This window comes from Methylobacterium brachythecii (assembly GCF_014196345.1).
Lineage (GTDB): Bacteria > Pseudomonadota > Alphaproteobacteria > Rhizobiales > Beijerinckiaceae > Methylobacterium > Methylobacterium brachythecii.
Map to the genome: position 1 here is coordinate 526,745 of NZ_JACIDN010000001.1, position 13,849 is coordinate 540,593.

Consider the following 13,849-nt stretch of genomic DNA (forward strand, 5'->3'; position numbering starts at 1 on the left):
GTTCAGCGCGTCCAAAGTTTCGGCATGCTTGCCGCAGTTGCTCACGAATGAGCTGAAATTCAGCATGCACATATTGAAAGCATTCGGCGCCTTTTTATCGTTAAGATGATGTTAACGACTTGAAACGTCTGATACGAACATCGAATTGAAGGTTAGTAATCGTAGGATCGCACAAGCAGAGGCAATGCGATGTCCGTGACCAGCTACCAGGAATCGGCCCGGATCTATCAGTTCGTGCCGCGTGCGCGCGCAGGCCAGCCGCTCCAGCGCGATCAGATTGCGCCTGTGATCGAGCTGATGCCCTCACGGATTGCGCTGTGCGACTTCGGAAGCGGCTCGTATCACGACGCCGCGATCGCAGAGGATCGCGCGCGCAAGTCGTGAGCCCGGCGCTTACGCCCGCGGCAGCATCCTGTCGCTGATGATGCGGCGCTGGATCTCGCTCGTCCCCTCGAAGATCGTCGTTAGCCGCGCATCCCGCCAATAGCGCTCGACGCGCCGCTCGGTCGTGTAGCCGTTGCCGCCATGGAGCTGCATCGCCTGGTTGGTGACGCGCACGGCCATCTCCGTCGCGAGCAGCTTCACCATCGCGCAGCCGCTCTCCGCCGGTTCCCCCTCATCGAGCAGATGCGCCGCCTGCTGCCAGAAGGCACGGGCCTGCGCGACCTCGGCCGCCATGTCGGCCAGCGCGAAGCGCAGCGCCTGGAAGTCGCCGATCGGGTGCCCGAACTGCTCGCGCTCCTGCAGGTAGGCCTGGGTGTCCTCGACGGCGGCGCGCGCCACCGCCACGGCGCGTGCGGCCGTGTGCACGCGGGCGATGTTGAGTCCACGCTGCACCGAGGCGAAGCCGCCGGAATCGGCATCTGCACCCTCGTCGCCGTAGAGCCCGGTGAGCCGGTCGCTCTCGGGCACGCGTACGCCGTCGAGCTCCAGCTCGAAGGTGAGGAAGCCGTGATAGCCGATCTTGTCGATCACCTTGCCGGTGATGCCGTTCGGGAAGGTACCGGGTTTCTTGATGACGAGGAACGGCTCCAGTCCCGCCGAGCGGGACTCGCCGGGCTCCGGATCGCGGGTACGGGCAAGCACCTCGATGAAGTCGGCCGCCTTGGCGAAGCCGGCCCAGCGCTTGGTGCCGGTGAGCACCCACGCGTCGCCATCTCGTACGGCGCGGGTCTGGACGCCGGCGAGATCAGAGCCTGCGGTCGGCTCTGAGAGCGAGATCGAGCCGATCCACTCGCCCCGAGCCGACTTGCGCAGCAATTCGCGCTTACGGTCGTCATCGAGGGTCTGAGTGCCGAGACCCTGGCCGCGGGCCAGGATCGAGCCAACGGAAAGCCACGCGCGGGACAGCTCCTCCGAGATCAGGCAGTACTCGAAGACGCCGAGGCCCATGCCGCCGTATTCGGCGGGGATGGTGATGCCGAACCAGCCCTTCCGTGCCATCGCATCGATGAGCGAGCGGGGCATCTCGCCCTTCTGCGGATCGAGTTCGTCGGCGATCGGCAAGACGACGTCGCGGGCGAAGGCGCGGGCCTCGTGCTGGAGCCTGACGCGCGTCTCGTTCCGCCACGGCGAGAGCAGTTCGGGCGGCCGTGGCTGATGGCGGTCCTGCTTCGGCATGGGGTTCCGGGTCCGATCACCTGACGAACGGCCTCGCAGGAAGCGCGACCGTGTCGGGCTATAACCCGCTCGCCCGCCGACGGTTGCGGAGGCGGAATCACCAATGCCTGGATCAGGTTGGCTATGGCTGGCCGCTCACTCGTCTTCGCCGAACCGGGTCGCTAGCAACTCCTCGATCGCGTCGAGCGCGGCTTGCGCATCCTCGCCGACCGCCGTGACGTAGATCGACGTGCCCTGCGCGGCGCCCAGCGTCAGCAGGCCCATGATCGAGCGCCCGCCGACCGTCTCTCCGGCACGGGTCACGGTGATCGTGCTCGAGTAGCGCTCGACCATCTGCACGAACTTCGCCGAGGCGCGGGCATGCAGGCCGCGCTTGTTGATGATCGGCAAAGAACGGAGGAGGCCGCCCTCGGGAATCTCCGGCGCCTCGTCATCCGTGCTGAAACTGTCGCTCATCGCCGTGGCGTCGTCCTGGAAAGCGGCCGGACCGGAAAGGCCCCACGCGTGCGGGAGGCCAGAGCGCAGATAGAGCGCTCAAGCTGAACGGCGACCGACAGGATGCGAAGACTGATTGCGCGGGGCGCAAAACCGGGCGGCGGCCGGCTACTTTCCGGCGAGGACCCGTGAGGCGACGTTGATGTATTTGCGGCCTGCTTCCTGGGCGTGGAGCACCGCGTCGCTCAGGCTCTCCTCGTCGCGCACGCTGGCGAGCTTGATGAGCATCGGCAGATTGATTCCGGCGACCACTTCGACCTGGCCGCCGTTCATACAAGACAGGGCGAGGTTGGAGGGCGTTCCGCCGAACATGTCGGTGAGCACCACGACGCCGGCACCGGTATTCACCCGGCTGACCGCGGCCATGATGTCGCGCCGCCGCAGCTCCATGTCGTCCTCGGGGCCGATCGTGATCGTCTCGATCTGCTCCTGCGGGCCGACGACGTGCTCCAGCGCGGCCTTGAACTCGGTGGCCAACAGCCCATGGGTGACGAGCACCATTCCGATCATGGAAGCGCTTTCCGACGCCGTCCGAGCGGCGTCGCCGAGTTGTGCAGCGCAAGATACAGCGCGAGCCATCTGAGACGTTTTGCCCATTCTCAAGCCATCACCATACATGATGGCCTTGCCGGCGCTACACGTCGCGATCGTCTGCGGCCAACGCGGCGGCCGAGTGCGACCGTGGAGACACGATCGCTTCTTGCCGCATCGCAGTAAGCGCCTGTCGAATCACGTATGCGCGAGGCTGGCGAGGTTCAAGTCGCAGCCAGGGGAAGGCGATCCCGAGAATCGTCGCGGGCTCCGCCGCGTCATCCGGCAGTCGCGGACGCTTCGCCACCAGATCGACGACCAGCCGAATCACGGCCGCCGGCGCGACGTCGACCATGCGCCGGATCCCGAGGCCTCTCAGCTCGATCAGGCCGGCGACGGCCGGGTGCGGGCGGGCGATGATACGGCCGTGCCGTAGGGCGAGTCGAACCCGGTCGTCCGCCACGAGCCGCGCGTGCTGGCCCACCGTGTCGGCATGATCGAGCAGTTCGACGCAGAGCGACGATTTTCCGGAGCCGGCCGGCCCCCGGATCAGGATGCCGTCCTCGCCGAGGACAAGGCAGGTGGCGTGGCAGGCGAGCTCGGAGGCCGAGGCTCGCCCGTCTTCGCTCATGCGGCCTTCTCGTCGGGGCCGAACAGGTCGGCCCGCGAGGCCGGCGGCAACCGGACGATGAATCGGGCGCCGCGCACGGTCGGCTCGCCGTCCTCGTCGGCCGGCCCAGGCCGGTTCTCGGCACGGATGGTTCCGCGATGCGCCTGGATGATCTGGCGCGAGATCGAGAGGCCGAGACCGGAATTCTGGCCGAAACCCTGCTCGGGCCGGTCGGTGTAGAAGCGCTCGAAGATGCGCTCCACGGCGTGCTCGGGGATACCCGGACCCTCGTCCTCGACGACGAACTCGATCTCCTTGCCGAGCCGCCGGAGCGCGAGCCTGACCTTGGCGCCTGGCGGCGAGAACGAGCGGGCGTTGTCGAGCAGGTTGTTGACGACCTGGCCGAGGCGGCTGTCGTGGCCGACGATGCGGAAGGGGTCGTCGAACTCGCTTGGCGGCTTCTCCAAGTCGAAGGTGATCACCGCCGCGTCGGCACGCCGACGCTCGTTCGCCACCGAGACCACGGTGGTCAGGAGCTTCTTGAGGTCGACGCGGCGCGCTTCGGCGCGGGCGAGTTCGGCATCGAGGCGGGAGGCGTCGGAGATGTCGCTGATCAGACGGTCGAGCCGCTTCACGTCGTGCTGAATGATCTCCAGCAGACGCCCGCGCGATTCGTCGGATTTGGCGAGCGGCAGCGTCTCGACGGCGCTGCGCAGCGAGGTCAGCGGGTTCTTCAACTCGTGGCTGACGTCGGCCGCGAAGCTCTCGATGGCGTCGATCCGCCGGTAGAGCGCCTGGGTCATCTCGCGCAACGTGCCGGAGAGGTGCCCGATTTCGTCGGTGCGGCTTGTGAAGTCCGGGATCTCCTGGCGGGACTTGATGCCCATGCGCACCTTCTCGGCGGCATCCGCGAGGCGGCGCACCGGCCCGGCGATGGCGCCGGCGAGCAGGATCGAGAGCACCAGCATCACCGCGGCGGCCACCAGGAAGACCTGGAGCAGGCCGAAGCGTTCCGACGCGATGACGCGGTCGATGTCGTCGCCCTGCGTCGAGACCATCAGCGCGCCGCGCACGCCGCCGGTGCGTTGGATCGGCACGGCGACGGAGACCACGGTCTCGCCGAGCTCGTTCCGGCGCACGATGGTGCCGCGCGAGCCGGACAGGGCCGCCTCGACTTCCTTGAGGCTGCGGCCGTTCTGCGGGCCGACCTCCTCGGTCGTCCCGGAGCGGTCGCCGACCATCAGGCCGAGGATGCGGACCTGCAGGAAATCCCAGCTGCGTTCGAGGAAGTTGCGCTTGTGGCGCGGCATCTCGGGGCGCCCGGCATCGCCGCGCGCCGAGAGCGAGCGCGTGTCGAACAGCAGGCCGCCCTCCTGGTCGTAGACGCGGGCGCGATGCCCCGTCGGCGTCACCAGGCGACGCAGCAGCGGGGCGACCTTCTCCGGGTTGAGGGAAAAGCTCAGCGCCGAAGGGTCATCGTCGCCCTCCTTGCCTTCGCCGGCCTGGAGCTGGAGCAGGCGGTCCGGGTCGACGCGGATCGTATCCGTATCGACCGAGGCCTGCGCGGCCAGCGCGCCGGCGATGATCTCCCCCTGTACGAGCAGGCTCTGGATGCGTGCCTGGATCAGTCCCTGCCGGAACTGGTTCAGATAGAGGAAGCCGACGAGCAGGACGATCAGCCCGACGAGGTTCAACACGACGATCCGCCGGGTCAGGCTCGACGAGGCGCGCTGGCCGATGCCGTTCCAGATGTCGCTCAGCCAGTTCAGCGGCGGCTGACGGAACAGGCTCGACAATGTGGCCCAGGCGCCGGCCGCACGCGGCCGTGTGTCGCCTGGCTCCGAGTTACGGAAGAAGGGTGAGAGCATCGCGCGGAGGCGCTTCGTCCCGGACAGGTCTCTCACGCTTCCTTGAAGCGGTAACCGACGCCGTAGAGCGTCTCGATCATGTCGAAGCTGGTGTCGGTCACTTTGAACTTCTTGCGCAGGCGCTTGATGTGGCTGTCGATGGTGCGGTCGTCGACATAGACCTGATCGTCATAGGCCGCGTCCATCAGGGCGTTGCGGCTCTTCACCACGCCGGGGCGCTGGGCCAGCGACTGCAGGATCAGGAACTCGGTGACGGTGAGCGTCACCGGCTCGCCCTTCCAGGTGCAGGTGTGACGCTCCGGGTCCATCATCAACTGCCCGCGCTCCAGAGAGCGGGCGGCGGCTTCGGCGTCGGCCTTGGCGGCGTTGGCTGGGTCCTTCGGGGCGAACCGGCGCAGAACCGCCTTCACGCGCTCGACCAGGAGCCGCTGCGAGAACGGCTTATGGATGAAGTCGTCCGCGCCCATCTTGAGGCCGAACAGCTCGTCGATCTCCTCGTCCTTCGAGGTCAGGAAGATCACGGGAAGGTCGGATTTCTGCCGCAGGCGCCTGAGCAGCTCCATCCCATCCATGCGCGGCATCTTGATGTCGAAGATCGCGAGATCGGGCGGGGAGTGCTTCAGACCGTCCAGCGCCGAGGCGCCGTCGGTATAGGTCTGGATGCGGTAGCCTTCGGTCTCGAGCGCAATCGAGACCGAAGTCAGGATGTTCCGGTCGTCGTCGACGAGGGCGATGGTCGGCATGCGCTTTCCCTGACTAATCGGCGCGTCGGCGGATGGTCATGAAAAGAGCCGCCCCGCTGCCGGTCCTGTTGAACAGGCTTGTCATCGACGCGGATCGCGGCTCGCCTCGGGGGCGAACCGGTTGGCGCGTCAGAGCTGTGTCCTTTACGACCATCGTTCGAAAAAAGCGAGCGAGTCTCATAGCTTGGCCATATAGAGGCTTCCGCGGCGTCGTGCCCTCGTGCCACGCGCGCCGGCCGACTTATGCTCGCTCCGCGGGAGGAAAACGATGTCCGAGACCGAGCCGTCGAACCAAGTGTCTGAGCCGGCAGGCGTCTCTCCGCGCGAGCAGGCCCGGCCGCTTCCCGCCGGCGAGGCCGGCTTCGATGCGATCGGACTCGGCCGCCAGCTCCTGCGCACGATCCGTTCCGGCGCCCTCGCGACGCTCGATCCGGAAACCGGCATCCCCTTCGCCTCGCTCGTCACCATCGCCACCGATTGCGACGGCACGCCGCTGATGCTGCTCTCGCGGCTCTCCGCCCATACCCGCAACCTGATGGCCGATCCGCGCGCCTCGCTGCTGTTCTCAGCCGGCGGCAAGGGCGATCCGCTCGCCCATCCCCGCCTCACTGTGACGGGACGCGCGCTCCGCACCGAGGAGCCGCGGATACGCGAGCGCTTCCTAGCCCGCCATCCGAAGGCGAAGCTCTATGCGGACTTCCCGGATTTCGGGTTCTTCGCCCTGGAGCCGATCGCCGGCCACCTCAATGGCGGTTTCGCCAAGGCCGCGACGCTGACCCCGGCGGAGCTGTTGCTCGATATCGGGCAAGCCGAGGCGGTCATCGCAGGCGAACGCGGCGCTGTCGAGCACATGAACGCGGACCATCTCGACGCCATCGCGCTCTACGCGAAGGGTGTCGGCGCCGAGGGCGACGGCTGGCACCTCAGTGGGCTCGACCCGGAGGGCATGGACCTGATCGCCGGAGACCGCACGGCGCGGGTTCTCTATCCGAGCCCGGTCACGGATATGGGCTCTCTTCGAAAGGGACTCGTGGCGATGGCGCAGGCGGCGCGGGCAGCCGGCGAGAGCACGCCGGGCTGACGCCTTGGCGCTGGGGCCTGCCGCTGCTATCTCCCGCGGCTCATACGTTTCCCTCTTCAGACCTGCCGTGCGCCGCCAGCCCCTCGGACGGGCCGCCTCGCGCCGGGGACCATGATGACCACCGCACCCATCGACAACATCCGCAACTTCTCCATCGTCGCGCATATCGACCACGGGAAGTCGACGCTCGCCGACCGGCTGATCCAGACCACCGGCACGGTGGCTTTGCGCGACATGAGCGAGCAGCTGCTCGACTCGATGGATATCGAGAAGGAGCGCGGGATCACCATCAAGGCACAGACGGTGCGCCTCGAATACCGGGCCGAGGATGGCAAGGACTACATCCTCAACCTGATGGACACACCTGGCCACGTCGACTTCGCCTACGAGGTTTCTCGTAGTCTCGCCGCCTGTGAGGGTTCGTTGCTGGTGGTCGACGCCTCGCAGGGCGTCGAGGCGCAGACGCTCGCCAACGTCTACCAGGCGCTCGACGCCAACCACGAGATCGTGCCCGTCCTCAACAAGGTCGATCTGCCCGCCGCCGAGCCGGACCGCGTGAAGGAGCAGATCGAGGAGGTCATCGGCCTCGATGCCTCGAACGCTGTGCCGATCTCGGCCAAGACCGGCCTCAACATCGAGGCGGTGCTGGAGGCAATCGTCACCCGGTTGCCGCCGCCGAAGGGCGACCGCGACGCACCGCTCAAGGCGCTGCTCGTCGACAGCTGGTACGACGTCTATCTCGGCGTGGTCGTGCTCGTGCGCATCGTCGACGGCGTTCTCAAGAAGGGCATGAACATCCGCATGATGCGGGCCGATGCCGTCCACGGCGTCGACAAGATCGGCGTGTTTCGCCCCAAGATGCAGGACATCGCCGAGCTCGGCCCCGGCGAGGTCGGCTTCTTCACCGGCTCGATCAAGGAGGTCGCCGATACCCGCGTCGGCGACACGCTCACGGAAGACAAGCGGCAGTGCAAGGAGATGCTGCCGGGCTTCAAGGACGTCCAGTCGGTCGTGTTCTGCGGGCTCTTCCCGGTCGACGCGGCCGAGTTCGAGACGCTGCGCAGCGCCATGAGCAAGCTGCGCCTGAACGATGCCAGCTTCTCCTACGAGATGGAGACCTCGGCCGCCCTCGGCTTCGGCTTCCGCTGCGGCTTCCTCGGCCTGCTTCACCTCGAGATCATCCAGGAGCGGCTCGAGCGCGAGTTCAACCTCGACCTGATCTCGACGGCGCCGAGCGTGGTCTACCGCCTCGACATGACTGACGGCACCACAAAGGAGCTTCACAACCCGGCCGACATGCCGGACGTGATGAAGATCACCTCGATCAACGAGCCCTGGATCCGCGCCTCGATCCTCACCCCCGACGAATATCTCGGCGGCGTGCTGAAGCTCTGCCAGGACCGGCGTGGCGCCCAGGTCGATCTCAACTACGTCGGCAAGCGCGCCATGGTCGTCTACGACCTGCCGCTCAACGAGGTGGTGTTCGATTTCTACGATCGGCTGAAGTCGATCTCGAAAGGCTATGCCTCGTTCGACTACCACATCTCCGACTACCGCGAGGGCGACCTCGTGAAGATGTCGATCCTGGTCAATGCCGAGCCGGTCGACGCGCTCTCGATGCTGGTCCATCGCACCCGCGCCGAGCATCGCGGCCGCGCCATGTGCGAGAAGCTGAAGGACCTGATCCCCCGCCACCTGTTCCAGATCCCGGTCCAGGCGGCGATTGGCGGCAAGATCATCGCCCGCGAGACCATCAAGGCCCTCTCCAAGGACGTCACCGCCAAGTGTTACGGCGGCGACATCTCCCGGAAGCGCAAGCTCCTGGACAAGCAGAAGGAGGGCAAGAAGAAGATGCGCCAGTTCGGCCGTGTGGAGATCCCGCAAGAGGCGTTCATCGCCGCGCTGAAGATGGACGACTGAGTCGGATCGCGATCGTCTCGTTCGCCGTCAGCGCGTCACTGCGCACGCGATGATGGAATGACGAGCGAAGCGATCCGCCTCCTCTGATGAACGTTGGTTCGTCGGTCATTGCTGCCAGCAGCCGCCCTGAAATGAGCGCTGACCGTATTCCACCGAGGTGAAACTCCTCGCTGCCCTGGGTGGTCGGTAAGCTACCCGACGATCCGCCGAACCACGGGCAGATCCTGCGCCGGCCTGCGTTTTTGGAGCTCATCCAGGAGGCGCTCGGTGAGGCGCTGGGGTGGCAAAAGCAAGTCGTCCAGAGACGTCCCAGCCCCGACCTCGCTCGGCTCGAAATCCGGTGGATGGTGAACCCAAAGCGCTATTGCCACGTTCGGATCTCATGATTTCGACAGCAACGCTCCCCAACAAGGCCGCCTTCGATGTCTCCGGTCTCGACGATGTTCTCGGCGGAGGGTTGACGCGAAACCGCCTCTATCTGCTCGAGGGTGATCCTGGCACCGGCAAGACCACGATTGCTCTTCAATTTCTGCTGGAGGGCGCCAGGCTCGGCGAACGAGGACTGCACATCTCCTTGTCCGAGACCGCGGTCGAGCTGCGCGAAACCGCCGAATCCCATGGCTGGACGGTCGGCGACGACGTCGACATCTTCGAGTTGATCCCGCCGGAGAGCCTGCTCGACGCCAACCAGCAGCAGAGCCTGCTCTATTCCTCCGATCTGGAATTGGGCGAGAGCACGAAGGCGATCTTCGAGAAGATCGATGCGATCAAGCCGGTGCGCGTCGTGCTCGACAGCCTGTCGGAGATCCGTCTGCTGGCCGGCAGCTCGCTGCGCTATCGTCGTCAGATCCTGGCTCTGAAGCACTACTTCGCCCGTCAGGGCGCGACGGTCCTGATGCTCGACGACATGACCGCGGATTCGAAGGACCGGGCCGTCCACAGCATCGCTCACGGCGTGATCCGGCTTGAGGAACTCGCGCCGGATTACGGGGCCGAGAGGCGACGGCTTCGCGTGATCAAATATCGCGGCCAGCGCTTCCGCGGCGGCTACCACGATTTCACCATCGCAACGGGCGGCGTGAAGGTTTTTCCGCGCCTCGTCTCGCTCGAACACAAGACGACCTTCGCGCGCGATCCATTGACTTGCGGCATCCCCGAGCTCGACGCGCTTCTCGGTGGCGGCATCGATACGGGATCGAGCGCACTGATCCTCGGGCCGGCCGGCACCGGCAAGTCGCTGTTCTCGATCCAGTATGTCTGCGCGGCGGTGGCCCGCGGCGAACGGGCGGCGATGTTCATCTTCGAGGAGGAACTCGGACTGCTGTTCGAGCGGACCAAGGCGATGGGCTTCGACCTCGAGAGCATGCGTGACCAAGGCAAACTGGTAATCGAGCAGGTCGACGCCGCCGAGCTATCGCCCGGCGAGTTCGCGCACAGGGTGCGGTCCGTCGTCGACGATCTACAGGCCAAGACCGTGGTGATCGACAGCCTCAACGGCTACCAGGCGGCGATGCCGGAGGAGAACGCGCTCATCCTCCACATTCACGAATTGCTGCAATACCTGAACCGCCAGGGCGCCACGACCTTCGTGACGGTTGCCCAGCATGGCCTGATTGGCGACATGCGCTCGCCCGTGGACGTGACCTACCTCGCCGACACCGTCATCCTGTTGCGCTACTTCGAGGCGACGGGTCAGGTGCGGCGTGCGATCTCGGTCGTGAAGAAGCGCACGGGCGCGCACGAGGATACCATCCGCGAGTACCGCATCACCGGGACCGGGTTGCGTGTCGGCGAGCCGCTCAGGAAATTCCAAGGAATTTTTCGCGGTGTGCCGACTGTGGTCGAGAACCAGGGGCCGTTCCTGGACACCAAGACGCCGTGACGGTTCCGGGCAATCCAAACTCCGAACGCGTCCTGATCCTCGCGCCGCTCGGCCGCGATGCGGTGCTGGCCGCCAACCTGCTCGGTGAGGCGGGCCTGCGATCGGTGATCTGCGAGGATTTGAGCGCCCTGCTTCGCGGCCTCGAAGAGATCGCCGGCATGGTGCTGGTCACCGAGGAAGCAGTTCGCACGGCCGACCTCGCCGAGATCAGCCGCTGGATCGCATCGCAACCGGCCTGGTCGGACCTGCCTTTCGTGGTCCTCACTGGCCATGGCGGTGGCGTCGAGCGCAATCCCGCGGCGGCACGGCTCGCGGAGGTTTTCGGCAACACGACCTTCCTGGAGCGGCCATTTCATCCGACGACGCTGATCAGCATGATCCAGGCGGCCTTGCGCGGGCGCCGTCGGCAATACGAGGCCCGCAGCCGGCTGGAGGACCTTCGCCTCGGTGAGGCGAGACTCAAGGTGATGCTCGCCGCGGAAAAAGTCGCGGCCGAGCATCAGCGCCTCTTGATCGACGAGCTGAACCACCGCGTGAAGAACACGCTCGCGACGGTGCAATCGATCGCGATGCAGACTCTGCGGAACGCCGACGATACTGAACAGGCCAACGAGGCTCTCGAGCAGCGTCTGCTCGGCCTCTCGCGCGCTCACGACGTGCTGACCCGCGAGAACTGGGACGGAGCCGACCTCCACGAAGTCGTCACGCAGGCGATCGCCCCGTTTCGCGATCGCGCCGGCCGGCGCTTTCAGGTGGAGGGGCCGTCCGTCCGCCTCAATCCGCGCATGTCGCTAGCCATCGCCATGGCTCTGCAGGAGCTCGCCACCAACGCGGTCAAATACGGCGCCCTGTCGAATGCGGACGGCGTGGTGGCGATCGCCTGGACCAGCGAGGCGGTAAGCGGAGGGGATCAGCACCTGCGCTTCTGCTGGCACGAGCAGGGCGGCCCGCCGGTCGCGCAGCCCAAGCGCCGCGGCTTCAGCTCGCGGCTGATCGAGCGCAGCCTCGCGCGCGACCTCGATGGCAGCGTCGAGATCGCCTTCGAGCCGTCCGGCGTGGTCTGCCGGATCGAGGCGCCGGTGACGTGACGCCGGCGCGCGTGGTCAGAGCCCGTAGGCGAGGTCGATCGCCGCCCGGGCCAGCACGCCGTCACGCGGCCTCAGCGCGTCGAGCACCGTGAAGTGGTTGGCCTTCGGCACCGGGATCAAGGCGCCCGCGGCGTGCTGCGCGGCGCGGAAGGCGTGGAAGACGCGGGAGTTTTCCACCAACGGCGACAATTCGGCGGTGCCGTAGGCGAGCGTCAGCGGTTTCTCGATGGCGGGCAGGCGCAGCGGCGAGAGGCCCGCCACCTCCTCGTCGGTGAGTTTCAGCTTGTCGTTGAGATAGGTATCGCGCAGCGGCGCCAGCTCGAAGATGCCGGAAATGGCGAGCCCTGCCCGCACGCTCGGATGCGCCAGCAGCCGCGCGGCCAGATGGCCGCCCGCAGACCAGCCGGAGATGATCACCGGCCCCTCGATGCCGTGCGCTGGTCCCTCCTTGCCCAGCCAATCGAGCGCCGAGATCAACTCGGCGAGGATCTGCGAGAGGGTCGCATCGGGCGCGAGGGTGTAGCCGGGCAAAGCCGCCGACATGCCTGCTTCGCGGACACCTTCGGTCAGGCACGAAAAGCTCTCGCGCGAGCGAGACTGCCAGTAGCCGCCATGGACGAAGACCAGGCAGGGTGCCTTGGAGTCCTTGGCCGGAAACAGGTCCCAGCGGTTGCGTTCACCCTTGCCGTAGGGGAGGTCGACCGTGTCCTTGTGCTGCTTGCGCAGATCCGCGGAGGCCGCGTTCCAACGGTCGATCATGCCGGCGCCCTCTGGTACGGCGGCCGAGTTGTTGTAGGCCGCGTCGCGCTCGGCCCGGTTCATCGTCGCCCAGTTATCCGGCCCCTCGACGAGGTTCTGCGCGGCGCTCGGGGCGGCAATCAACCCACCGCCGAGCAGAGCGCCAGCGGTGCCAGCGAGGAGGGAGCGGCGGTTGGGATCGGTCATGAAGGCTCCGGCGGGGAAGAGGGTGCACGGGTGATCTCGGCCGCGGCGCGCCACTATCAAGCAAGCCCGCGCTCGGACGAGGGCCTTGCGGCCTCCGAGAAGAAGTCGATGAAGGCCCGCAGCGCCGGCCGCATCTGCCGGCGGCTCAGGTAGTAGAGGAAGAAGCCGGGGAAGACTGGGCACCAATCCTCCATGATCCGGACGATCTCGCCCTGCTCGATGGCGGGCGCTGCGAGGCCTTCCAGGATGAAGCCAAAACCGAGGCCCTGGATAACCGCGGCGAGGATCAGGCGGTTGTCGTTGAAGATCAGCGGGCCGGTCACGGCGACGTCGACGGCCTCGCCGTCCTTCTCCATCTCCCAGGCATAGAGCGCGCCGCTCGTGAGCCGCATGGCGATGCAGGGATGGTCGGCGAGGTCGCGCGGATGGCGTGGGGGCGGCCGTTTCGCCAACAGGCTCGGGGCGCCGATCGCGACGAGGCGCTGTTGGCGCGGGCCGAACGGAACGGCGATCATTTCGCTGTTCAGGCTCTCGCCGAAGCGCAGTCCGGCATCGAAACCCTGCGCGACGATGTCGATCAGGCCGTTTTCGGCGTGCAACTCCACCGTGATGCCGGGATAGGCGCGTACGAAATCGCCGAGGCGCGGCAGGATCAGCACCTCCACCACCGAGCGGGGCACGGTGATGCGCAGAAGCCCGGACGGCTTCGCCCCGCTCTCCATTGCCTGCCCGACGGCCGTGTCGATCCCGGCGAGCGCCGGCTGAAGCTCGCGCAGGAGGGCGCGGCCGGCCTCGGTCGGCGCGACGCTCCGGGTGGTGCGGGCGAGCAGGCGTACGCCGAGGCGCGCTTCGAGAGCGCTGACCGCATGGCTGACGGCCGAGGGCGATAATCCGAGCTCACGCGCCGCCGCGCGAAAACTGCACCGCTCGGCGACGGTTGCGAACACGGAGAGGGCAGCGAGGTCGGCGCGCGGCATTGATGCACCAGATCGAACAGCTCGTGCAGGATTGCACGAATTATCCGGACGTCGCCACGGCCGTATCTAGCTTGGCATTCGACGAGCCA

General features: G+C 66.8%; 13 protein-coding genes. 5 read left to right on the top strand and 8 right to left on the bottom strand.

What is annotated here, in order from left to right:
* The first annotated feature begins 189 nt into the window (after positions 1-189).
* Positions 190-384, top strand: a complete 195-nt coding sequence (locus GGR33_RS02635; protein ID WP_183501808.1) for a DUF2735 domain-containing protein — start codon at positions 190-192, stop codon at positions 382-384.
* A gap of 9 nt (positions 385-393) precedes the next feature.
* On the opposite strand, the gene GGR33_RS02640 is transcribed toward GGR33_RS02635, so the two are convergent.
* The 6 genes from GGR33_RS02640 to GGR33_RS02665 all read right to left on the bottom strand — a co-directional run bounded on the left by GGR33_RS02640 (position 394) and on the right by GGR33_RS02665 (position 5,867).
* The gene (locus GGR33_RS02640; protein WP_183501809.1) at positions 394-1,620 is read right to left on the bottom strand and encodes an acyl-CoA dehydrogenase family protein; all 1,227 of its coding nucleotides are present in this window, start codon (positions 1,618-1,620) and stop codon (positions 394-396) included.
* 135 nt (positions 1,621-1,755) lie between these two features.
* Positions 1,756-2,076: an HPr family phosphocarrier protein gene (locus GGR33_RS02645; RefSeq protein WP_183501810.1), complete on the bottom strand. Its 321-nt coding sequence runs from the start codon at positions 2,074-2,076 to the stop codon at positions 1,756-1,758.
* A 147-nt stretch (positions 2,077-2,223) separates the two neighbouring features.
* Positions 2,224-2,625 (bottom strand): PTS sugar transporter subunit IIA, encoded by a 402-nt coding sequence (locus GGR33_RS02650; RefSeq protein ID WP_183501811.1) that lies wholly within the window; start codon positions 2,623-2,625, stop codon positions 2,224-2,226.
* 124 nt (positions 2,626-2,749) lie between these two features.
* Positions 2,750-3,277: an HPr kinase/phosphorylase gene (locus GGR33_RS02655; RefSeq protein ID WP_183501812.1), complete on the bottom strand. Its 528-nt coding sequence runs from the start codon at positions 3,275-3,277 to the stop codon at positions 2,750-2,752.
* Entirely contained in the window at positions 3,274-5,124 is a 1,851-nt protein-coding gene (locus GGR33_RS02660; RefSeq protein WP_183501813.1) for a sensor histidine kinase, read from the bottom strand. Before GGR33_RS02660 ends, GGR33_RS02655 begins: the two co-directional genes overlap by 4 nt.
* A gap of 32 nt (positions 5,125-5,156) precedes the next feature.
* Complete coding sequence (locus GGR33_RS02665; protein WP_147045480.1) at positions 5,157-5,867, bottom strand: response regulator transcription factor; 711 nt, start codon at positions 5,865-5,867, stop codon at positions 5,157-5,159.
* Positions 5,868-6,135: 268 nt separating this feature from the next.
* Between GGR33_RS02665 and GGR33_RS02670 the strand changes: the two genes are divergently transcribed.
* The 4 genes from GGR33_RS02670 (at position 6,136) to GGR33_RS02685 (ending at position 11,838) form a co-directional block, all read left to right on the top strand.
* Positions 6,136-6,948 carry a HugZ family pyridoxamine 5'-phosphate oxidase gene (locus tag GGR33_RS02670; RefSeq protein WP_183501814.1) on the top strand — a complete coding sequence of 271 codons (813 nt, stop codon included), beginning with the start codon at positions 6,136-6,138 and terminating at the stop codon, positions 6,946-6,948.
* 114 nt (positions 6,949-7,062) lie between these two features.
* Positions 7,063-8,868: a translation elongation factor 4 gene (gene lepA, locus GGR33_RS02675; protein WP_183502151.1), complete on the top strand. Its 1,806-nt coding sequence runs from the start codon at positions 7,063-7,065 to the stop codon at positions 8,866-8,868.
* A 385-nt stretch (positions 8,869-9,253) separates the two neighbouring features.
* Positions 9,254-10,750 (top strand): ATPase domain-containing protein, encoded by a 1,497-nt coding sequence (locus GGR33_RS02680; RefSeq protein WP_425488739.1) that lies wholly within the window; start codon positions 9,254-9,256, stop codon positions 10,748-10,750.
* Positions 10,747-11,838, top strand: a complete 1,092-nt coding sequence (locus GGR33_RS02685) for a sensor histidine kinase (RefSeq protein ID WP_183501816.1) — start codon at positions 10,747-10,749, stop codon at positions 11,836-11,838. Before GGR33_RS02680 ends, GGR33_RS02685 begins: the two co-directional genes overlap by 4 nt.
* Before the next feature lie 15 nt (positions 11,839-11,853).
* Here GGR33_RS02685 and GGR33_RS02690 read toward each other — a convergent pair whose 3' ends face one another.
* Together GGR33_RS02690 and GGR33_RS02695 are read right to left on the bottom strand one after the other, a co-directional pair.
* A complete protein-coding gene (locus tag GGR33_RS02690; RefSeq protein WP_183501817.1) occupies positions 11,854-12,783 on the bottom strand; it encodes an alpha/beta hydrolase in 930 nt (309 codons plus the stop codon).
* 56 nt (positions 12,784-12,839) lie between these two features.
* On the bottom strand, positions 12,840-13,760 hold the full coding sequence (locus GGR33_RS02695; RefSeq protein ID WP_183501818.1) for a LysR family transcriptional regulator: 921 nt from the start codon (positions 13,758-13,760) through the stop codon (positions 12,840-12,842).
* Positions 13,761-13,849 lie beyond the last annotated feature (89 nt).

What these genes read in the sequence shown, in the direction of transcription:
- GGR33_RS02695 (WP_183501818.1), bottom strand. Translation starts at nt 13,760, where the DNA reads ATGCCGCGCGCCGACCTCGCTGCCCTCTCCGTGTTCGCAACCGTCGCC.
- GGR33_RS02690 (WP_183501817.1), bottom strand. Translation starts at nt 12,783, where the DNA reads ATGACCGATCCCAACCGCCGCTCCCTCCTCGCTGGCACCGCTGGCGCT.
- GGR33_RS02635 (WP_183501808.1), top strand. Translation starts at nt 190, where the DNA reads ATGTCCGTGACCAGCTACCAGGAATCGGCCCGGATCTATCAGTTCGTG.
- GGR33_RS02650 (WP_183501811.1), bottom strand. Translation starts at nt 2,625, where the DNA reads ATGATCGGAATGGTGCTCGTCACCCATGGGCTGTTGGCCACCGAGTTC.
- lepA (WP_183502151.1), top strand. Translation starts at nt 7,063, where the DNA reads ATGACCACCGCACCCATCGACAACATCCGCAACTTCTCCATCGTCGCG.
- GGR33_RS02665 (WP_147045480.1), bottom strand. Translation starts at nt 5,867, where the DNA reads ATGCCGACCATCGCCCTCGTCGACGACGACCGGAACATCCTGACTTCG.
- GGR33_RS02655 (WP_183501812.1), bottom strand. Translation starts at nt 3,277, where the DNA reads ATGAGCGAAGACGGGCGAGCCTCGGCCTCCGAGCTCGCCTGCCACGCC.
- GGR33_RS02645 (WP_183501810.1), bottom strand. Translation starts at nt 2,076, where the DNA reads ATGAGCGACAGTTTCAGCACGGATGACGAGGCGCCGGAGATTCCCGAG.
- GGR33_RS02670 (WP_183501814.1), top strand. Translation starts at nt 6,136, where the DNA reads ATGTCCGAGACCGAGCCGTCGAACCAAGTGTCTGAGCCGGCAGGCGTC.
- GGR33_RS02660 (WP_183501813.1), bottom strand. Translation starts at nt 5,124, where the DNA reads ATGCTCTCACCCTTCTTCCGTAACTCGGAGCCAGGCGACACACGGCCG.
- GGR33_RS02640 (WP_183501809.1), bottom strand. Translation starts at nt 1,620, where the DNA reads ATGCCGAAGCAGGACCGCCATCAGCCACGGCCGCCCGAACTGCTCTCG.